We start from the raw sequence: 19909 nt of genomic DNA, 5'->3' as shown, positions 1-19909 counted from the left end.
CGGCCGTACGGCGGAGGGGCTGTACGACGGAGGACCGTGCGACGGAGGACCGTACGTCGGATGGGGCGCCGGGGGACACCCACTCGACCCACTCATAAATCAGGCTTATGAGGTCATAGATCCAGCCCGGCTACAGACTTAGGATAGCCTTAGTTTAGGCTCCCGGTGAGTACTCCTGATCACCGCTCGAAGGGAACCTGATCATGCCTCGCCCCCTGCGGGTAGCCATAGTCGGAGCCGGCCCCGCCGGGATCTACGCCGCCGACGCGCTGTTGAAGTCCGCAGTGGCCGTCGAGCCCGGTGTCTCCATCGACCTCTTCGAGCGGATGCCGGCCCCCTTCGGCCTGATCCGTTACGGCGTCGCCCCCGACCACCCGCGCATCAAGGGCATCATCACGGCCCTGCACCAGGTGCTCGACAAGCCGCAGATCCGCCTCTTCGGCAACGTCGACTACCCGGGCGACATCAACCTCGACGACCTGCGCGCCTTCTACGACGCGGTGATCTTCTCCACCGGGGCGACGGCCGACCGGCACCTCGACATCCCCGGTATCGGGCTCGACGGCTCGTACGGTGCGGCGGACTTCGTGTCCTGGTACGACGGGCACCCGGACGTGCCGCGGACCTGGCCGCTGGAGGCCGAGAAGGTCGCCGTCCTCGGCGTCGGCAACGTGGCGCTCGACGTGGCCCGCATCCTCGCCAAGACCGCGGAGGAACTGCTGCCCACGGAGATCCCGCCGAACGTCCATGAGGGGCTCAGGGCCAACAAGGCCCTGGAGGTCCACGTCTTCGGCCGCCGCGGTCCGGCGCAGGCGAAGTTCAGCCCGCTGGAGCTGCGGGAGCTGGACCACTCCCCGAACATCGAGGTCATCGTCGACCCCGAGGACATCGACTACGACGACGGCTCGATCGCGACCCGGCGCGGCAACAAGCAGGCCGACATGGTCGCGAAGACCCTGGAGAACTGGGCGATCCGCGATGTCGGCGACCGTCAGCACAAGCTGTTCCTGCACTTCTTCGAGTCGCCGACCGAGATCCTCGGCGAGGACGGCAAGGTCGTCGGCCTGCGCACCGAGCGCACCGCCCTCGACGGCACCGGCAACGTCAAGGGCACCGGCGAGTTCAAGGACTGGGACCTCGGCGCGGTCTACCGCGCCGTCGGCTACCTCTCGGACAAGCTGCCCAAGCTGCCCTGGGACGTCGACTCGGGCACCGTTCCGGACAAGGCCGGCCGGGTGATCGAGGAGACCGGCGAGCACCTGACGTCGACGTACGTCACCGGCTGGATCCGGCGCGGCCCGGTGGGCCTCATCGGTCACACCAAGGGCGACGCCAACGAGACGGTCGCCAGCCTGCTCGACGACCACGGGAACGGCCGTCTGCAGACGCCCGCCTCGCCGGACCCCGAGGCGGTGGACGCGTTCCTCACCGAGCGGAACGTCCGCTTCACCACGTGGGAGGGCTGGTACCGCCTGGACGCCGCCGAGAAGGCGCTGGGCGAGCCGCAGGGCCGCGAGCGGGTGAAGCTCGTGGAGCGGGAGGACATGCTCGGCGCCAGCGGAGCGTAGGCGCGCGGGCGCGCTGACGCACGAGCAACCAGTCGACGGGAGTGGCCCCAGCTGTGACAGCTGGGGCCACTCCCGTTTTCGCGTCCACTCCCCGTGCACACGGCTTGCTCCGCACGGCTTGCATCGCGAAACCGATCGGTTTACCTTTACAGAGAAGGGAAACCGATCGGTTTCCATGTCGGGTGTGCTGAGGTTCGGAGAGAGTCATGACCGCAATCGAGGGTTCCGTCGTCCTGGTCACCGGCGGCGGCAGGGGAATCGGCAAGGCGCTGGTCGAAGGGCTCTTCGAGCGGGGCGCCAAGAAGGTGTACGCCACCGCCCGCGACCCGCGGACCGTCAAGGACACCCGGGCCGTACCGCTGGCCCTGGAGGTCACCGACCCCGCATCCGTCGCGGCGGCCGCGGAACAGGCCGGCGACATCACCGTCCTGATCAACAACGCGGGTGTCTCCATGCGGACGTCGTTCCTGGACTCGCCGGTCGACGACGTGCGCAAGGATTTCGAGACGAACTTCTACGGGCCGCTGCTCACCGCCCGCGCGTTCGTCCCCGTGATCGAGCGCAACGGCGGCGGCCACCTCCTGAACGTCCACTCCGTGCTGTCGTGGATCGGCCTGGCCGGCTCGTACAGCGCGTCCAAGGCGGCGCTCTGGTCCCAGACCAACTCCCTGCGGCTCGACCTCGCCCCGCGCGGGATCAGCGTCACGGGGCTGCACGTCGGCTACGTCGACACCGACATGACCGCGGCGATCGACGCGCCCAAGTCCTCACCCGTGGACGTGGCGGCGCAGGCGCTCGACGGCATCGAGAGCGGGGCCTTCGAGGTGCTCGCCGACGATCTGACCCGCCAGGTCAAGTCCGGCCTGTCGGCCGACCTCTCTGTCCTGTACCCGCAGCTGGTCGCCTGACCGGCACCCGGTAGACCGATCGGTTTCTACCGGCCGGGCGACGGAGGTAGCCTCACCTCATGGCCACCACCACGGACAAGACATCCACGCGGGACCGGCTGCTCGACGCGGCCACGGAGCTCTTCTACCGCGACGGCGTCTCCCTCGGCGTCGAGGCGCTGTGCCGGGCCGCCGGGGTGTCCAAGCGCTCCATGTACCAGCTCTTCGCGAGCAAGGACGAGGTGCTCGCGGCGAGCCTGGAGCGGCGCGCACCGGAGTACGGGCGCATGCTGCACCTCGGTCCCGAGGATCCCCGCTCGCCCCGGGAGAGGATCCTGTACGTCTTCGAGCAGCTGGAACGGGTGTCGGCGCAGGACGACTACCGGGGGTGTCCGTACCTGTCGGCGCTGGTCGAGCTCAAGGACCCCGAGCATCCGGCCAGTGTCGTGGCCCTGCGGGTCAAAGGCGCCTTGGTCGAGGCGTTTCGCGCGGACGCGGAGCGGGGTGGTGCGCGTGATCCTGAGCTGCTGGCTCGGCAGCTCACGCTGGTCTTCGACGGGGCGAGTGCGCGGGCGGGCGCTCGGGCGGAAACCCTGACGGGTCTGACGACGACGACGGCCGTGGCGCTGCTGGACGCGGGGGGTGTGAGCTAGCAGCTCGTGTGCAGCCCCGGTGGGGGCGGGCCGCGCAGTTCCCCGCGCCCCTGAAAACGGGGCTGCGCCCCAGCTTTCCCGCTTCTCCGGGGGCGCGGGGAACTGCGCGCTCAGCCCCCGCCGGCCCGCAGCCGTACGCAGATACCGCCGGTTCTTGTCGGCGAGCAGCACGTCGGCCGGGGCGCCTAGCCCGTACCGCTCCTTCCAGAGCCCGATCGTCTCCCGCGTGCTGATACCGACGTACCGCTCGTGGTCGGCCCAGGTGAGGTCCGTGACGCCCCGCTCGGCGAGCGTCTGCCGGCCCGCCTCGTAGTAGTTCGGCTCGCTGTCCACGAGGGTGCCGTCGAGATCGGTCATGGGTTCCAGGATGCCAATGATCAGCCCCGGGCCGTACGGCCGATCGACTCCACGAGCGGCAGCACCCGCTGCGGCACCCGCTCCCGCAGCGCCACCTCCGTCCGCGTACGAACGACCCCGGGCAGACTGATCAGCGCCTGGATCACATCTTCGAGGTGGCCGTTGTCCCGCGCCACGACGCGCGTCAGCAGATCCCCGCCACCGGTGATCGAGAACGCCTCGATGATCTCCGGCACCGCGGCCAGCGCGTCCCCCACGTCGTCGAGATGCCCCTGTGTGACCTCGATGTGTACGAACGCGAGCACCGGGTGGCCCAGTGCGGCGGGGGAGAGCGAGGGGGCCGTCCCGGTGATCACACCGTCCCGCTCCAGCCGGTCGAGCCGCGCCTGCAGCGTGCCGCGGGCGACCCCGAGGACGCGGGCGTACTCCCGCACGCTGGTGCGCGGCTGCTCCAGGAGCAGTCGGAGGATGCGGGTGTCGAGCTCGTCCACGGCCATGGTCCGTTGGTCTCCCTGCGGTCCGGAGTGATCGTTCCCGACTGTACCAATGGACCAATGGATCAGTAGCCTGTTGAGCCATTGCCTATCGCCTGCTTAACGTGGGCGCATTGATGGCGTCGTGAAGCGCCGGGCGGCAAGGAAGCCGGACCGGACGCACGACGCCATTCCCATGCCTGTGGGCCGTGGTCGCGGGGCCATGAGCGCAAGGTGTCGTCGACGCGGAACGGGGGCGGGCAGCCGACGGTGAAGAAGATGTTCATGGCTCCGGATCCGGGCCTGGTACGGCTGCGGATCTCGCTGCGCGCGGTGCTCGGCATCGGTCTCGCGGTGGCCCTGTCGGAGCTCGCCGGGCTCTCGCTGCCCGCCTCGATCACCGGGGGCCTCACCGCGCTGCTCGCGCTGTTCACGGTCGGCGACGCGACCGTGCGGGGCCAGGCGGTCACCACCGCCCTGCTGCCCGCCGTCGGCTTCCCCGTACTCGCCCTCGCGGCCGTACTGCACGCGGTACCGACCGTCCGCGACGCCGTCTGGCTGGCCGTCGTCCTGGGCGGGGTGTACGCCCGCCGCTGGGGCCCCCGCGGCCACGCGCTCGGCGTCTTCGCGTTCATGACCTTCTTCGTCGCCCAGTTCCTGCACGCGGTCCCGGCCCAGCTTCCCCAGCTGTACGCCGCGATGACCCTGTCGCTGGCCGCGTCCTCGGCGGTGCGGTTCGGCGCGTGGTGCATCGAGCGGCGCGCTCCGGCACCGGTCGCGCCCGCGCCGCCCACCGGCCGCGGTCTCGCCCGGCCGACCACCCGCCAGGCCTTCCAGGCGACGGCCGCCTGCGCGTTCGCGATCGCCGCGGGCCAGGTCCTGTCGCACGAGCGCTGGTACTGGGCCGTCGGCACCGCCTGGTGGATCTTCGTGAACACGTCCTCGCGCGGGGAGACCCTGGTGAGGGGTTTCCGAAGGGTCCTGGGCACCGTCATCGGTATCGCCGTCGGCCTGGTGGTCGCGGTTCCGCTGGACGGAGCGGGCGCTCCGACCGCGGGGCTCGTCGCGGTCTGCGTGTTCGGCATCTTCTACGCGGCCGCCGTGTCCTACACATGGATGATGCTGGCGGTGACGGTGATGGCGGGCCTGCTGTACGGGCTGCTGGGAGTGCTCGATCCGGGGCTGCTCCTGCTGCGGGTGCTGGAGACGGGGGCGGGGGCGCTCGGCGCGGCGCTCGCCGTCCTGCTGGTGCTGCCGGTGACCACGCATGCCACCACCGACGCGTGGATCGAGCGCGCGTTGCACTGCGTCCATGCCTGCACCTCCGAGGCCGCCGCCCGTCTGGCCGGGTCCCCGGCCGCGGACCCGGCCCGGTATGTCGCCGAGCTGGAAGGGCTGTTGGGCCGGGTGCGCCTCTCGCTGGCCCCGCTGGTGCATCCGCTCGCGCCGCTGCGGGCCCGCAGGACGCGGGCCCGCCAGGTCATCGAGCTGCTGGACCGGTGCGCCCAGGAGGTCCGCGGCCTGGCGTCGATCGCCGCGGATCCCGATGCCTCCCACGACGAGAGGCTCGCTGCCGCCTGCTGGCGGGTGGCAGCGGCGGTGGAGGCGCTGACCGGGCCCGCCGCGGCCCGCGGTGGGATCGACGTGCCCGCTCTCGCAGCGCACTCTGCCGGTGGTGAGCAGGCTCTGACGCATCTGCATGGTCTGGAACAGGCGCTGACGGCACTCGCCGTGCCCCTGCGGGGCCGCGTCACCCTCGCCTGACCGCGCCCCGCCCCCGCTCGTGCGGCCCTGGTGGCCCCTGCCCGGGGGCGCAAGGACCCAGGTCAGTGCCCTGCGCGGGCCGGGCCCCGCCCGCTCGTTCCTCGCGTGCGGAGCCGGTGAATTCCGTGGGTAAGTGGTGTCGGTGGGGCCGTCTATGCTGCACCGGAAGATCACGCGGGACCACGGGAGGGCGCGGCATGTTCGGCAAGCTGTTCGGCGGCGGGGCGGAGAGACCGGCGGCGGATCCGCACGCCCTTCCCGTCCCGCGAAGACAGAAGAGCGGCGTGTACACGCTGCGCGCACTCGGCGACGCCCGGGTGCTCGCGCTGGTCGAGGCCGCCGACGCAGGCGACTGGGAGGCGCTCAAGACGGCGCTGGCCCCCTTCGACCTCGGCCGCGACCACCAGGTCCTCGGTGAACTGGCCGATCTGGACGGCGTACAGGACTGGATCGGACGGGCCGTCGAGGAGGACAAGGAGCATCGGGCGACGGCCCTGCTGATATCCGGGACGCGCCATGTCGACTGGGGCTGGGAGGCGCGCACCGCCGACCGGGCCGTGAACGTCACGCAGGAGCAGTGGCGGCTCTTCCACGAGCGGCTCCACATCGCCGAGGAGCAACTGCTGGAAGCCGCCGAGCTGCGGCCCGACTGGGTCACGCCGTGGCGCCGCCTGCTCACCTCCGGCCGAGGCATGTCGCTCGGCACCGCCGTCAACGAGACCCGCCGCGACGCCGCCCTGCGCCGTGACCCGCTGGACCTGGAGACCCACCTGGAGTGGGTGTCGCAGCTGCAGCCCCGCTGGGGCGGCGAGCCCGGCCGGGCACTGGCGTTCGCCCAGGAGGCCGCCGCCCGCGCGCCGCAGGGGCACCGCCTCGGCTGTGTGATCGCCATGGCGTACATCGAGGAGTGGGTGGAGTCGGAGCGCGGGGACTACCTCGAAACCTCCGAGATCCAGGCGCAGTTGAGGGAAGCGGCGGACCACAGCATCCTTCACCCGGCCTACGTGTGGCGCCCGGGCTGGCAGCACGACTACAGCATGTTCGCCATGGCCCTGTCGCTGGCCGGTGAACGCCACACGGTCAAACGTGTCTTCCGGACGCTGGACGGCGCCTACACCAAGTGGCCCTGGACCTACTTCGCGGACCCCGAGAAGCAGTTCGCCCGCCACCACCGCCGCGCCTGAACGCCGGCCGGCCCCGCCTCGCGCTCCGGCACCTCACCCGTCGGCACCTCCATGTCGGCACCCCGCGCTCCGGCACATCCTGCTCCAGCACGTCCCGTTCCAGCACGTCCCGTTCCGGCATCTCCCACCCCGGCATCTTCTGCCCCTCCCCCTCCGGACTGCCCGATGACTCTGCCCGACACCGCATCGAACCCGGCCGGCGCCGACCGCACCTTCCAGGTGGATCTGCGCGGCCTCGTCGATCTCCTCTCCCACCACCTCTACTCCAGTCCCCGCGTCTACCTGCGCGAACTTCTGCAGAACGCGGTGGACGCGCTGACCGCCCGGCACGCTCTCGAAGAGCCCGCGCCCGACGACCCCTTCGGCATCCGCCTGTATGCGAACGGTTCGGTGGTACGCGTCGAGGACGACGGCGTCGGTCTCACCGAGGCCGACGTGCACACCTTCCTCGCCACCATCGGCCGCAGCAGCAAGCGCGCCCTGGAGGCCTCCGCGGACGAACCCGTCCGAGGCTGGGGAAAGATCACCGAGCAACGCGGCGACTTCATAGGCCAGTTCGGCATCGGCCTGCTCTCCTGCTTCCTCGTCGCGGACGAGATCCACGTCCTGAGCCGCTCCGCCCGCACCCCCGACGCACCCGCCGTCGAATGGCGGGGCCGCGGCGACGGCAGCTACACCGTCCGCGTCCTGCCCGCCACAGCCCGCCCCCGGCCCGGCACCACCGTCACGCTCACGCCGCGCGCCGACGCGGGCGAGTGGACCCGCCCGGCCCAGGTGCACGCGCTGGCACGGCAGTTCGGCTCCCTGCTGCGTCACCCGGTGACCTTCGACGACGGCACGGGCGGCGGCACGGGCGACGCCAAGAGCAACGGTGCGGGCGCCGCCGTCAACCCCGAGCCCGCGCCCTGGGTACGTACGTACCCCACACCGGGAGCCCGCTCCCGCGCGCTGGCCGCGTACGGCAAGGAGGTCTTCGGGTTCACGCCGCTGGACACCATCGAACTCGACCTGCCCGCCGTGGGCCTCAAGGGCATCGCGTGCGTACTGCCCGAGACCGTGCCGGCCGGGCGCCGCAACGGCCACCGCGTGCACGTCAAGGGCATGCTGCTGTCCGAGCAGGCCGAGGAGATACTGCCCGAGTGGGCGTTCTTCGTCCGCTGTGTCGTCGACGCCGAGAGCCTGCGCCCGACGGCGTCCCGCGAGTCCCTGTACGAGGACGACACGCTCGCCGCCGTCCGCGACGCCCTCGCCGAGCGGCTGCGCGCGTGGATAGCCCGGGCCGCCGCCAGCGACCCGGACCTGCTCGCCCGCTTCCTCCACGCCCACCACCTGGCCGTGAAGTCCCTCGCGGTGCACGACGACGAGATCCTGCGGATGCTGCTGCCCTGGCTGCCGTTCGAGACCACCGACGGGCACACCACCCTCGACGAGTTCGCGCGCACCCACCGCACCGTGCTCGTGACGTCGAGCGTGGAGGAGTTCCGGCAGGTCGCCGCGATCGCCTCGGCCGCCGGACTCGGCGTCGTCAACGGCGGCTACACCTACGACCGCGAACTGGTCCACCGGCTGCCCGAGATCAGGCCCGGGGCAAGCGTCGCCGACCTCGACCCGGAAACCCTCACCGCCCACCTCGACCCGGTCGACCGGGAGACGGAACTCGCCGCCGCGGCCTACCTCGCCCAGGCCCGTGACGCCCTCGCGGTCTTCGACTGCGACGTCGCGCTGCGCACCTTCCACCCGGCCTCCGCCCCCGCCCTCCTCGTCGACAGCCGCGAGGCCCGGCACGAGCGCACCCGCTCCCAGCTCGCCCGTGAGCAGGAGGGCGGTCTGTGGGGCGACATCCTCGGCGCCCTGCGCCAGGAGGCTCCGCGGGCCCAGCTGATCCTCAACCAGCTCAACCCGCTGGTGCGCACCGCCGTCGCCATCGGCGAACCCGAACTGGCCCGCACCAGCGCCGAAGCCCTCTACGGGCAGGCCGCGATGCTGTCCCGGCGCCCGCTGAGGCCCGCCGAATCGAGCCTCATCAACCGCTCGTTCCTCGACCTGCTCGCCCACGCCCTGCGCAAGGACAGCTGACGATGCCGACCGCACCCCACCCCCAGAACACCGACGAGCTGTACCAGGCGCTCAAGGAGAACGACCGGCGCCCCTACGGCCGCACCCGCACCGTCACGGCCGAGGAACTCGTCGACGCCGCCGAGCGGTTCGACGACCCCGTCCCGCTCGTCCACGCACTCCTCGAACTCCAGGAGGCGTACACCTACGGCTCCGAACCCAGGAAGTCGCCCGTCGTCTTCGCCCGGCTGCTCACCCTCTTCGACGAGCAGCCCGACGTCTTCGACGAGCGCCTGCGGCACCTGCTGTTCTGGCGGTTCAAATGGGTGGCGAACGCGCTGCGCGCGCTGCCCGAGATACCGCTGACCGCCCTGCGCCAGTGGCTGACGGAGATGCGCGACCGCTACGAGAAGGAGGGCCTCGGCCTCCAGCCCTACTACGGACAGGCGTACCAGCTGGCCGCCCACACGGGCGAGGACACCACCTCCGCCTACGAGTTGTGGGCGGCCCGCACCCGCACCCGGCTCAGCGACTGCGAGGCCTGCGAGATCTGCGAGCGCGCCCGCTTCCACCTCGCGGCGGGCGACGACGAACGGGCCCTGCGCGCCTGGGAGCCCGTCCTGGCCGGGCAGGAGTCCTGCCAGGAGGAACCGGCCCGCTCCCTGTCGTACGCGCTGCTGCCCCTGCTGCGCACCGGCAGCACCACGGGTGGCACCGGCAGCACCGACCGGGCACGCGAACTGCATCTCGCCGGCTACCGCGGCTGCCGCCGCAACCCGTCGATGGCCGGGGAGGTCGGCCGGCACCTGGAGTTCTGCGCGCTGACGGGCAACGAGGCACGCGGCCTGGAACTGCTGTCCGAGAACCGGAACCTGTTCGACGAGGTCGAGTCGCCGCTGGACCAGCTCGACTTCCTCACCGGTGTGGAAGTCCTCCTCCAGCGCGTCGGACTCCTCGGCCACGACGCACTGCCCGCCGCCGGGTACGCGGGCCGTACCTGGACGGTGGCCGGTCTGCGCGCCGAGGTGAAGGGCCGTGCCGACGACCTCGCGGCCCGCTTCGACACCCGCAACGGGACCACCGCCCACGCCGACCGCCGCAGGACCCGGCTCGACCGCGCCCCGCTCCTGGAGTCGCTGGAACTGACCCTGCGCCCCCGCGGCCTGGACGACATGGCCCCGGCCGGCCCGGTCACCGTACCCGCCGCCCGTACGGCCGCCGCCGTCCCCGACTCGCTGCCCGAACTCATCGTGCGCGCAAGGACGTTGGACGAGCAGGGGCACCCGGACGCACAGGCCTGCTGGGCGCGGCTGCGTACGCTCGTCACGGCCCGCGGTTACCTCCACCCCGACGACCCGGCCGTGGGACCGCTCGTACGGCTGCGCGCGGACCTGCTGGCCGAGGAGGGGAACCGGGCGGGCGAGAAGGACGAGTTCGCCGACGCCGCCGACCTCCACGAGGAGGCCGCGGGGCTCTACGACGACGCCGGAGAGCCCGGTCACGCGGCGCTCGCCCGTGTCAGCGCCCTGCTCGCCACCGCCGAGATCCCCGCGCCGGACGCCGAGGCGGCGGACGCGACGGCCACCGACGCGGCGGATGCGACAGCCGCCGACGTCACGGGCACCACACCCGCCGATGTCACGGGCACAACAGCCGCCGACGCAGCCGAGGAGAAGGCCGCCGCACTGACCGCCGCCCACGCCGCCATGGTCCGCCTGCACGAGGAGACCCCCGGCCTCGCTCCCTACCAGGAGGCCCGTCTGCTGCGGATGCGGGCGACCGCGCTCGGCCTGCGCCTGCAGACCTCGCGCAGCGAGGAGCATGTCGCGCCGGTCTTCGCCGAGGCCGACCTGCTGCACACGTTCGCGGCCCGGCACGACATCACCGGGCAGGTCTCCAGCGCCCTGCTGCTGCGGGCCAGCACCCACGCCCTCTCCGGCGACCTGCCCGCCGCCGTCGCCGAGATCGACGCCCTGCTCGACCGGCTGAAGGCGCAGGGGCCCGCCTGGCACCTGCCCCGTACGCTCGGTCTGCGCGGCCGGCTCCAGCTCGGCCTGCGGGACGCGCAGACCGCCCACGCGGATCTCACCGAAGGCCTGCGGCTGGCCGCGGACCGGACGGCCGACGCGGTCGGCACCAGCCGCCTCCACAGTGATCTGGCCGAGGCCTGCATGCACCTGGGCCGCCCCGACGAGGCCCTGCGGCACCTGACGCTCTCCGCCGAGGCGAACCTGCGCCGCGGCAGCCGGACGGACGCGTTCTGCGCCTACGTCAACGCGGCCCAGCTCAGTCTCGACCTGGGCCGTGTCGAGGACTGCATCGCACTGCTCGACTCCCTGCTGGCCGAACCGGACGCCGCCGCCGGGGAACTGGACGACCGGATCCTGGCCCAGCTGCGCCTGACCCGCGCCCGCGCGTTGCACGCGGGGGAGGATCTCAAGGCGGCGACGGCGGAGTTCGTCGCCCTCGCGGCCGAGTCGGCCGACTGGGACGACGACCCGGGGAGCCATGCCATGATCGCCGCGGAGACGGCCGTACTCCTCGGTGAGTCGGGCGACTTCGGCCGGGCCCGCGAGGTGGCGGACCAGGCGCTCGCCGCCCACGCCCGGGACCCGCGCTACGAGCAGATCAGCAACTGCCTGCGCGAACTGGCCCGACTCCAGGCCCAGCAGCAGGGTGCCGACGGTCTGGCCGACGCCCTCGCCCTCCTCTCGGCCGCCGGCCGGATCGCCGACGAGGCCCGCACCGCCGGGTACGAGGCGCACGGCCGCTCCCTGGACACCGCCCTGGCGTACGAACACGGGCGGGTCAACGCCTACGCCGGTGCGTACGAGGACGCCCTGGCCGCTCTGAACAAGGCCCTCGCCCTGCTCGGCGAGCCGGGCCCGGAGCGGGACCGCGCCGATGAACGGGCCGATGAACGGGCCGAGGAGTGGGCCGAGAGCGTCCGTCTCGCGGGCGCCGTGGAGGGCATCTACCTGGAACGCCCCGCCCCCGCCCTCACCCGCGTAGACGCGGCGGTCGCCCGCCTGACCGCCGCGGGCCACCCCGACCTGACCGAACCACTGATCTCCCTGGCGGCCCGGCTACGGGACGAGGAGTGACGCGGGGAGCGCCGTCAGAATTCGGTGACGTGAAGACTCTCGCCGGGGGCCGCTCGTACTGTCACCTTCTTGAACCCCCGTTCGTCCTGGACGGATTCGATTCTGGGCGTCCGCAAGGTGGTGATGAGGATCGTGGTGCGAAGCAGCTCACGCAGGTGCGGGAAGGACTCGCCGAGACGGAGGAAATGACGCCTGAGCAAGACATGCAGAGCCTGTACCAGATCTTCGAAGTCCGGCTCGGGAACGGCCGGGGCGACCGGGTCGGGCTGTTTCGGCGGCGATCCCCGGTGCCGGGGGAGATGCTCCACCAGGTACGGGTCCAGTGAGCGTCCGGGTTCCTCCTCAACGAGCTTCTCGCGCCTGACGAGTTCCCCCTCAAGGGCCTTCAGCATGCGCTCAGCGCTGTCGCGGGGTGCCTGTGCACGGAGTGTCCGGGCGTACTCCTCGTGGTGCAGCCGGTAGACCGAGCGGCCGGCGCTGTCGACCGCCTCGGTCACGAAGGGAGCCGCGAACTTGAGTACGTTCCGCACGTCGTCGTCCTTGAGCGACAGGTTGAGCATGCGGGAGACGGTGTCCGGCCACAGGCCGCCCGCCCACGGCAGGCCTGTGCCGTGGGCGAAAGCGAGTCCGGTCAGCAGCGCGTGCACCGCGGGATCCGGGCAACGCGCATCCAGCGCCCGCAGGAAGGCCTGGGGCACCGTCAGACGGTCGTCGGAGTCCGTCGGCGCGGGCGGGGTCGCTGCCGACGCGGTCAGCCGCTGGACTTCCAGGCGCAGCACGAGGTGGTTGCCCCCGGACCGCTGGACGACGCCGGGAGCGGCATCCTGTGCCTGCTCCGGGGACCAGCCGCTGCTGCTGCCCGGCCCGTCCGGTTCGAGCAGCAGACGCGTCGCGAGTTCCTCCAGCGCGCCCTTGTCGTCGTCCGCCGTTCGGTCGAGGTCTACATCGTCGTGAGAGTGCAGGTCACCGAGCACGTCATCGTGGTCCCTGGGATGCCAGGTCGCGATCACCCGCATCTGACCGACCCGTGCCGCCAGTCCGTTGAGAGAGCGTGCGACCCTTTCGGGTTCGGTGGTATCGCCCGGTGCTCCGGCTTCTTCGACACCGTCCACGAGCAGCACGTACGGCGTCACACGTGTGCGCAGCCCGGCCTCAAGCTGGTCAGAGGGAGTGTCGGGAGGGGCGCCCTCGGACACGGCGATCTCACTGATCAGGTCCTCCAGCCAACGGTGCCGGATGTCGAAGAACAGGTGAGTCGCCGGTGCCGCGGTCGGTGCGCCGGTCCGCTGCGCGAGCCGAAGCGACAACGCCTGCAGCAGCGTCGACTTGCCGCTGCCGGGTGAACCGGTGACCGCGAGCCGGCGCCGGGGCGCGGCCCGAGCGGCGCTCCAGGTCACAAGGCGGGCCAGCTCTTCGGCGCGGCCGACGAGAACGTTCGGTTCGAACGGCTGGTGCTGGTGCTGTCGCCGTTCCGCGGCGTCGCGTCGGGACTTCACCCAGGCACCTTGCTCGGCGAGGGACAAGCCGTCGGGCGGTGTCTCGTCGGCGCGGCGGGGGTTGGGGAAGAACGGGTGGCCCTCGGGATCGCTCAGCAGCGTCGCATGCGTGGCGTGCTGGCTCGTACCGGATTCCCTCAGTACCCGGTTGACGTGATCGACGATGTCCTCCAGCAGGAGCCGCTCCGGCCGGGTGCCACCGCACGCCTCACTCGACACCGCCTGAACCAACGCCTGGGAGAACCGGGAGTCCAGCGCGCGTTCGTAGTCCCGGGCGGCCGAGATCACCGAGAACGCCTTCAGCCGCCTGTCCACGTACACCTCGGGGCGCTGGCCGAGGTCCAGGGCCACGCTGTGGGCCGCTTCTCTGACGCTGTCGGCCCCGCCGACCGCCGCGTAGCAGGTGTCGATGATCAGCAGGAGCCTGCGGGCCCCGCGCTCGTGCATCAGCCGAACCAGATCGTCCGTACCCAGCGCGGTGGCCGCGGGTCGGCCCGGGTCGGTGTCGGCACACAGGAGATAGTGCCGGCCGTTGATGCCTTCGCCGTGACCCGTGTAGTAGACGATCACGGTGTCGTCGCCGTCGAAGTAGCTGTCCGGCTCTCCTCCCAGCGTGCCGCGCAACGTGCCGGCGCTTTCGTTCAGCATGGCGGGGGCGCCGCCGTACTTCAGGGGCTGGGTGAAGAGCCGTTGCACACGTTCCACATCACCTGGCACCCCGCTGAGTTCGCACAGGCCGTCGTGCGCGTAGTCGGCCGATCCCGCCGCGAAGAACAGGCCGCTCATGAGGCGAGCCCTTCGCCGATCGCCCGTCCGGTGACACTCGCGGTCAGGTAGCGGCCGAGGTCGTGGGCGCGCCAGCCGTTGTCGACCTTGCGGTCTTTCACGGCAGAGGAGCTGTCGTCGTCGAGGGACACATCTCGCACGTCCTCTTCCCGTGAGCGGAACACGCCGGACAACTTCTCCCGCAGGGCCACCACGTCGTAGGGGTCACAGATGTTGGTCCACCGCTGCACGCCATGCGGCCACGCTCCGACGCCGTCTCGTGGGGCGGGAGTGAGCCGGTCGAACACGAGCGGAATGCCCAGTGGTGAGCCCAGGGTGACGAACGTACGCACCGACGGGCCGGCCCCGGCGCACAGCGCTTCGTATGCGATCACGGAGCCCAGGGAATGCCCCACCACTACGCGCGTGTCGGCACCGATCCCCTCACTGACTCTGCCGAGCACCTGCCTGCGCATGTCGTCGTCGGTGAGGTAGTCCCGTACCTGGCTCAGAAGGCGGAAGAGCACGGGCTCCGTGAGGCGTGTCGCGAACCGGGACATGCTCAGGGAGCGGAGTGCCGCCTTGACCGTCCTCGGCGTCCGTGCCTTGGCGCCGGCGAGGTCACCCGGTGGCTGGACGTTGTGCGGGTCCACGTCGGCCGCCCTGGACCACCACAGGAGCGCGAGCTGCCGCTCGAAGTCGCCGTCCGCCTCGTCGGGATCGCGCGTCTCACCTCCCTTGTCCCTGTCCGGCTGCCGACGGAACAGATCACCGTAGAAGGCCACCCCGATGTCCCGGGTGCCGGGCACCGGGCCGCCCGCGATTTCCACTCCGTCGCGCAGTGCGTCCGCGACGGGGCTCCGCAGCAGCCCCGGCCCCGAGAACTGCTGACCCACCCCGTGAACCACCGTCACCGATGTCACCGCACAGCCCCCTCGGATCGCCCTTGCGCACTGAGCCGACACCGCGAATCGCCCGGAATCGGACCCCCGGGACCTGCCCAAGCGCGGAGACCGGTACGCGTCACACCGACGGAGTTACGTCAGGCGACGGGGCGGGGGCGCTCGCCCGCACGTACGTCGACGCCACGCGTCATCACACCGACCGCACCCGTGAGGCGGTGGCACAGTATCCCGCGTACGCGCGCCGTAGGGAGGCAGGCGGCCCGGCCCGTCCAGCCGTTTGGTCTAGGCCATTCGCTGCTACCGTCGCCTCCAAGAACGTGAGAAGGGCGTGGCAATGACGTGGCACCGAGAGGGGACGCAGTGACGGACGGCGGCGGCGGACGGCAGCGGCGGGCGTACATCGGCTCCTTCACGGCGGCGGGAGGCCTGGGCGTGCTCACCGCCGCCGTGGACGGGGACACCGGCGCGCTGACGCTGCTGAGCGCCGTGAACAGCGTCGCCGACCCCTCGTACCTGGCCCTGTCGCCCGGCGGGGACATGCTCTACGCGGTGAGCGAGACGACACAGGGCGCGGTCGCCGCCTACCGGGTGAAGGGCGACGAGCCGGCCCTGGCCGGTCCGCCGACGCGGGTCGGCGGCAGCGGGCCCACGCATCTGAGCCTCTTCGACGGTCATGTGCTGACCGCCAACTACGGCTCCGGCAGCGTCAGCGCCCTGCCCGTGCGCCACGACGGAAGCCTCGGCACGGTCTCCGGTGTGCTGCGGCACGAGGGCGCGGGCCCGCACACCCAGCGCCAGCAGGGCCCGCACGCCCACCACGTCCAGCCCGATCCGAGCCGCCGGTGGGCGGTGAGCGTCGACCTCGGTACCGACTCGGTCCGGGTGTGCGCGCTGCGCGACGGCACGCTCGCGCTGCACCGGGAGATCGCGCTGCGGCCCGGTTCGGGACCCCGCCACCTGGCGTTCCACCCGGACGGCGAACGCGCGTACGTCCTCAACGAACTCTCGCCGACCCTCACCGCCTGCCGCTGGGACGCCGTCGAAGGCGCGCTCAGGCCGGTGGGGGAGACCTCCGTGCTGGCCGACCTCCCGGACGGCGACGCCTACCCGTCCGGCATCGTCGTGTCGCCCGACGGCCGTTTCGTGTGGACCGCCACGCGCGGCCAGGACGTCGTCTCCGTGCTCGCGACCGGCGCGCCCGACGAGGGCCTGGAACTGGTCGCCACGGTCTCCTGCGGCGGCACCTGGCCCCGCGCACTGGCCCTGGACCCGACGGGCCGCTTCCTGTACGTGGCCAACGAGCGGTCGGGGCATGTCGCGTGGTTCTCGGTGGACCCCGACACGGGCATCCCGCGGCGCGGCGGGTCGGTCAAGGCGCCCGCGGCGTCCTGCGTGGTGCTCGACTGATCAGTTACGCCGAGGGGCTGTGGAGAGGCTCCCCGAGAGGTTCGGCAACCCCGAAGGGCCCGGCTCCGGAGACGGAGCGGGCCCTTCGGGGTTGATGCCTGTGCGGGAGCGCCCGGCCGGCGCGTCAGCGGACCGGCGCGCCCTGCGGCTGCGGCGGCGCGATACCGAGCGCCGACGTGTACTTGGCGAGCGCCAGCTTGCCGATCGCCGGGTACGGGCCCAGCGCCTCGGCGGCGGAACAGCCCGCCTCCTTCGCGGCCTCGTCGAGCAGCCCCGGGTCGAGCTCGGGGCCGATCAGATACGGGGCGAGCGCCAGCTGCTGGGAACCGGAGTTGCGCAGCTGCTCGGCGGTGGCCGCGATCGAGCCCTCCTCGTCCAGCGCCGCCGCCATCACGGGCACGGCGAGTCTCGCGGCGAGCAGCATGCCGGTGATCCCGGCCGCCTGCACGGCCTCGTCACCGCCCACCGACGCCAGGATGATGCCGTCCGCGGCGGTCGCCACGGTGAACAGCCTGGCCCGGTCGGCGCGCGCCAGACCCGCCTCGGACAGACGCACGTGCAGCGCCTCGGCGAGCAGCGGGTGCGGGCCGAGCACATCCGTCAGGTCGGCCGCGACACGGCTGTCCATGACGGCCTGGCGGACGCGGCGCAGCAGCGCGTTGTCCGGACCGGCGAGCAGCGGCACGACCACGGCGACGGGCCCGTCGGGCTCCACCACGTCCACACCGGCCGCGCGGGCCTGCTCGAAGCGCTGCGCGCGCTCCTCGGAGGCGTGCGCGAGCACCGACTGGAGGGTGGGGAACTCGGAGTCGTCCCCGTCGAGGTACCCGATCCTGGCGTCGAGGCCGGGCAGCTCGGAGCGCGCGATGCTCACGACCTCCTCGACGAGGCTGCGGGTGGCGGCGCTGGGCGTGCCCGGCACCGCGAGGACGAGCGCGGGCGCGCCCTCGGGAGCCGCCAGCGGTTCCGGCCGGCGGTGCCGACCGGGCTGGCGGGGTCGCGGCATTCGTACTGGCAGGCCGGACGCGGGCCCAGTGGGGGAGCTCATGGCGCCGAATGTTACTGGTTTCCTGGGCTCCCCTGTTCGGGGAGGGTGCAGGTGAGCGGTATCCGTCCGGTTTTGTCTGATGAGTTACGCGCGGAGCGATCTCCCTGGTTATCTGTGGATCACGGAGAGCGATCTTGCGAACGGTTGTCCGACGCATCCGCGGCATCCGAGATGTCCCGTACGACGAACAGCATGCTGTCGTCGCGCGGCAGCGTGAGCCGGTCGTCGGCCAGCTCGACGGCGATGCCGACGGCCCCGTCGAGCGGGTCGCCCGCGGCCGGTACCTCCCGCACGTACGGCAGCCGCTCCGCCAGCGCGGCCCGCAGCGGTACGAGGAGGGGGTCGCCCATCCTGAACAGCCCGCCCGTGAGCGCGAGGCGCACCTCACCCGCTCCTTCGGTTCCCGCGGAGGGCGCGTCCGCCTCCGTGGGGCACACCGCGGCGGCCGAGTCGGCGATGTGCCGGGCCGCGGCGGCCAGGACGCCGATCGCGGCCGGGTCGCCACCGTCGGCGCAGACGGCCACCTCGGGCGCGAAGGACGCCAGGACGGCGGGCCGGTCCGGGCGCGGATAGAGGCGGCCCGGTACCGCCGGAGCGGAGCCGAACACCGCCTCGACACGGGCCAGGAGCGGCGCCGAGCCGCCGGGCCGCCCGTCGTAGGCGCGCAGGGCCGCGTCGAGGCCGGCCTGGCCGATCCAGGCCCCGCTGCCGCTGTCACCGAGCAGATGGCCCCAGCCGTCCGCCCTGCGCCACTCACGCAGGTCCGTGCCGATCGCGATCATCCCCGTACCGGCGGCGACGACCGTGCCCACCCGCTGCCCCAGCGCGCCCGTGTACGCCGCGACGGCGTCGGCGACCAGCGCCAGCCGCCGTACGCCGAGTTCGCGGGCCAGCGCCGACGGCAGCTCGGCGCGCAGCGAGTCACCCAAAGTGGTGAGGCCGGCGGCCCCGACGGTGACGGCCCGGAGCGTACCGACCCCGGCGTCCGCCATCAGCCGCCGGGCCATCGGCAGCAGCTGGCCGAGCAGATGTCCGGCGTCGATGCCGCGGGGGCCGGTGCGCACCGGCTCACCGGACGTCAGGGGGGCCGTGATCCGGCCCCCGTCGACAGCCAGGACGACCCGCAGCCCCGACCCGCCGGAGTCCACCCCCAGAACCCCGGACCCGCCGCCCGGCCCGCTGCCGGGAACGGTCACGGCAGCCGCCAGTCCACTGGACGCGACAAGCTCCACCTCTTCCCTCGGTGAGGAGGAAGGGTAGCGCGCGGGGACGATTCCCGCGGGTGGCCTTCCCGCCTGTGCCGGGTATGCACCGGGCGTATGTGAGGCCCTGGTGTGAGCCAGTAGAGTGACGCGCCGTGGCTCCACGACCTTTACACGAACTTGTTGAAGCAGGCTGGGCGAAGGCCCTTGAACCTGTGGCCGAACGCATCGCCGCGATGGGCGACTTCCTCCGGGCCGAGATAGCGGCCGGCCGGACCTACCTACCGGCCGGGGCGAATGTGCTGCGGGCCTTCCAGCAGCCCTTCGACGACGTCCGCGTCCTGATTCTCGGTCAGGACCCCTATCCCACGCCGGGGATGGCCATCGGGCTGAGTTTCGCGGTGGCGCCCGAGGTGCGGTCCCTGCCGGGCAGCCTGGAGAACATCTACAGGGAACTGCATACGGACCTGGGGCTGCCCAGGCCGTCCAACGGGGACCTCACCCCTTGGACCCGGCAGGGCGTGCTGCTGCTCAACAGGGCACTCACCACAGCCCCGCGCAAGCCGGCCGCGCACCGGGGCCAGGGATGGGAGGAGGTCACCGAGCAGGCCATCCGGGCGCTGGCGGCCCGCGACAAGCCGCTGGTGTCGATCCTGTGGGGGCGCGACGCCCGCAACGCCCGGCCGCTGCTGGGCGACCTGCCCTCCGTGGAGTCGGCGCATCCGTCACCCATGTCGGCCGACCGCGGCTTCTTCGGCTCCCGGCCGTTCAGCAGGGCCAACGACCTGCTGACGCGGCAAGGTGCCGAGCCGGTGGACTGGCGGCTGCCGTAGGCCGGGGTGCGCACGACGGCCGGAGGCGACCGGGTGGACCCCGGAACCGACGTGGGGGGGGGGGGGGGGGGGGGGGGGGGGGGGCCCCCCGCCCCCCCCCCCCCCCCCCCCCCCCCCGGCCGGCCCGGAGGACGGACCGCCCATGGGCGCGCGGGTCCCTCCGGGTCGGAACCGCCGGGCGCGGGTCCGGGAGGCGGCTCCGGGACGC

14 protein-coding genes and 1 pseudogene are annotated in these 19909 nt (G+C 72.5%); 9 read left to right on the top strand and 6 right to left on the bottom strand.

What is annotated here, in order from left to right:
* Window positions 1-203: 203 nt before the first annotated feature.
* The 3 genes from ACH4DZ_RS42575 to ACH4DZ_RS42565 all read left to right on the top strand — a co-directional run bounded on the left by ACH4DZ_RS42575 (window position 204) and on the right by ACH4DZ_RS42565 (window position 3108).
* Entirely contained in the window at window positions 204-1568 is a 1365-nt protein-coding gene (locus ACH4DZ_RS42575; protein WP_398294874.1) for an FAD-dependent oxidoreductase, read from the top strand.
* Between the two features lie 206 nt (window positions 1569-1774).
* On the top strand, window positions 1775-2476 hold the full coding sequence (locus ACH4DZ_RS42570) for an SDR family oxidoreductase (protein WP_398294872.1): 702 nt from the start codon (window positions 1775-1777) through the stop codon (window positions 2474-2476).
* Window positions 2477-2535: 59 nt separating this feature from the next.
* Window positions 2536-3108, top strand: coding sequence for a TetR/AcrR family transcriptional regulator (locus tag ACH4DZ_RS42565; RefSeq protein ID WP_398294870.1), 573 nt, complete (start codon window positions 2536-2538; stop codon window positions 3106-3108).
* A 128-nt stretch (window positions 3109-3236) separates the two neighbouring features.
* Here the strand turns inward: ACH4DZ_RS42565 and ACH4DZ_RS42560 are convergent.
* A pseudogene (locus ACH4DZ_RS42560) lies at window positions 3237-3465 on the bottom strand (HAD hydrolase-like protein); the annotation flags it as partial.
* A gap of 20 nt (window positions 3466-3485) precedes the next feature.
* Window positions 3486-3962, bottom strand: a complete 477-nt coding sequence (locus ACH4DZ_RS42555) for an Lrp/AsnC family transcriptional regulator (protein ID WP_398294868.1) — start codon at window positions 3960-3962, stop codon at window positions 3486-3488.
* Between the two features lie 255 nt (window positions 3963-4217).
* Here ACH4DZ_RS42555 and ACH4DZ_RS42550 point away from each other — a divergent pair, with 255 nt between their 5' ends.
* The 4 genes from ACH4DZ_RS42550 (at window position 4218) to ACH4DZ_RS42535 (ending at window position 12045) form a co-directional block, all read left to right on the top strand.
* Complete coding sequence (locus ACH4DZ_RS42550) at window positions 4218-5702, top strand: FUSC family protein (protein ID WP_398294924.1); 1485 nt, start codon at window positions 4218-4220, stop codon at window positions 5700-5702.
* 197 nt (window positions 5703-5899) lie between these two features.
* Window positions 5900-6886, top strand: a complete 987-nt coding sequence (locus ACH4DZ_RS42545; RefSeq protein ID WP_398294866.1) for a hypothetical protein — start codon at window positions 5900-5902, stop codon at window positions 6884-6886.
* Window positions 6887-7051: 165 nt separating this feature from the next.
* On the top strand, window positions 7052-8962 hold the full coding sequence (locus ACH4DZ_RS42540; RefSeq protein ID WP_398294865.1) for an HSP90 family protein: 1911 nt from the start codon (window positions 7052-7054) through the stop codon (window positions 8960-8962).
* Between the two features lie 2 nt (window positions 8963-8964).
* The gene (locus ACH4DZ_RS42535) at window positions 8965-12045 is read left to right on the top strand and encodes a hypothetical protein (protein ID WP_398294863.1); all 3081 of its coding nucleotides are present in this window, start codon (window positions 8965-8967) and stop codon (window positions 12043-12045) included.
* 14 nt (window positions 12046-12059) lie between these two features.
* On the opposite strand, the gene ACH4DZ_RS42530 is transcribed toward ACH4DZ_RS42535, so the two are convergent.
* The gene (locus ACH4DZ_RS42530; protein ID WP_398294861.1) at window positions 12060-14327 is read right to left on the bottom strand and encodes an NACHT domain-containing protein; all 2268 of its coding nucleotides are present in this window, start codon (window positions 14325-14327) and stop codon (window positions 12060-12062) included.
* Entirely contained in the window at window positions 14324-15220 is an 897-nt protein-coding gene (locus ACH4DZ_RS42525) for a hypothetical protein (protein WP_398294859.1), read from the bottom strand. The genes ACH4DZ_RS42530 and ACH4DZ_RS42525 overlap by 4 nt, the downstream gene beginning before the upstream one ends.
* A gap of 351 nt (window positions 15221-15571) precedes the next feature.
* Here ACH4DZ_RS42525 and ACH4DZ_RS42520 point away from each other — a divergent pair, with 351 nt between their 5' ends.
* Window positions 15572-16618 (top strand): lactonase family protein, encoded by a 1047-nt coding sequence (locus ACH4DZ_RS42520; RefSeq protein WP_398294857.1) that lies wholly within the window; start codon window positions 15572-15574, stop codon window positions 16616-16618.
* A 124-nt stretch (window positions 16619-16742) separates the two neighbouring features.
* On the opposite strand, the gene ACH4DZ_RS42515 is transcribed toward ACH4DZ_RS42520, so the two are convergent.
* Complete coding sequence (locus tag ACH4DZ_RS42515) at window positions 16743-17666, bottom strand: sirohydrochlorin chelatase (RefSeq protein ID WP_398294855.1); 924 nt, start codon at window positions 17664-17666, stop codon at window positions 16743-16745.
* Between the two features lie 119 nt (window positions 17667-17785).
* Window positions 17786-18898, bottom strand: coding sequence for an N-acetylglucosamine kinase (locus ACH4DZ_RS42510; protein ID WP_398294853.1), 1113 nt, complete (start codon window positions 18896-18898; stop codon window positions 17786-17788).
* A 125-nt stretch (window positions 18899-19023) separates the two neighbouring features.
* Here ACH4DZ_RS42510 and ACH4DZ_RS42505 point away from each other — a divergent pair, with 125 nt between their 5' ends.
* Window positions 19024-19701 carry a uracil-DNA glycosylase gene (locus ACH4DZ_RS42505; RefSeq protein ID WP_398294851.1) on the top strand — a complete coding sequence of 226 codons (678 nt, stop codon included), beginning with the start codon at window positions 19024-19026 and terminating at the stop codon, window positions 19699-19701.
* Window positions 19702-19909: the final 208 nt, after the last annotated feature.

Source organism: Streptomyces sp. NPDC017991 (genome assembly GCF_044328075.1).
In the GTDB taxonomy this organism is placed as follows: domain Bacteria; phylum Actinomycetota; class Actinomycetes; order Streptomycetales; family Streptomycetaceae; genus Streptomyces.
Note: the sequence above shows the minus strand (reverse complement) of the source record. Positions and strands in the feature narration are given on the sequence as shown.

Coding starts and splice junctions, on each gene's coding strand:
- ACH4DZ_RS42540 (WP_398294865.1), top strand. CDS start 7,052: ATGACTCTGCCCGACACCGCATCGAACCCGGCCGGCGCCGACCGCACC.
- ACH4DZ_RS42565 (WP_398294870.1), top strand. CDS start 2,536: ATGGCCACCACCACGGACAAGACATCCACGCGGGACCGGCTGCTCGAC.
- ACH4DZ_RS42555 (WP_398294868.1), bottom strand. CDS start 3,962: ATGGCCGTGGACGAGCTCGACACCCGCATCCTCCGACTGCTCCTGGAG.
- ACH4DZ_RS42530 (WP_398294861.1), bottom strand. CDS start 14,327: ATGAGCGGCCTGTTCTTCGCGGCGGGATCGGCCGACTACGCGCACGAC.
- ACH4DZ_RS42545 (WP_398294866.1), top strand. CDS start 5,900: ATGTTCGGCAAGCTGTTCGGCGGCGGGGCGGAGAGACCGGCGGCGGAT.
- ACH4DZ_RS42515 (WP_398294855.1), bottom strand. CDS start 17,666: ATGAGCTCCCCCACTGGGCCCGCGTCCGGCCTGCCAGTACGAATGCCG.
- ACH4DZ_RS42535 (WP_398294863.1), top strand. CDS start 8,965: ATGCCGACCGCACCCCACCCCCAGAACACCGACGAGCTGTACCAGGCG.
- ACH4DZ_RS42575 (WP_398294874.1), top strand. CDS start 204: ATGCCTCGCCCCCTGCGGGTAGCCATAGTCGGAGCCGGCCCCGCCGGG.
- ACH4DZ_RS42550 (WP_398294924.1), top strand. CDS start 4,218: ATGTTCATGGCTCCGGATCCGGGCCTGGTACGGCTGCGGATCTCGCTG.
- ACH4DZ_RS42570 (WP_398294872.1), top strand. CDS start 1,775: ATGACCGCAATCGAGGGTTCCGTCGTCCTGGTCACCGGCGGCGGCAGG.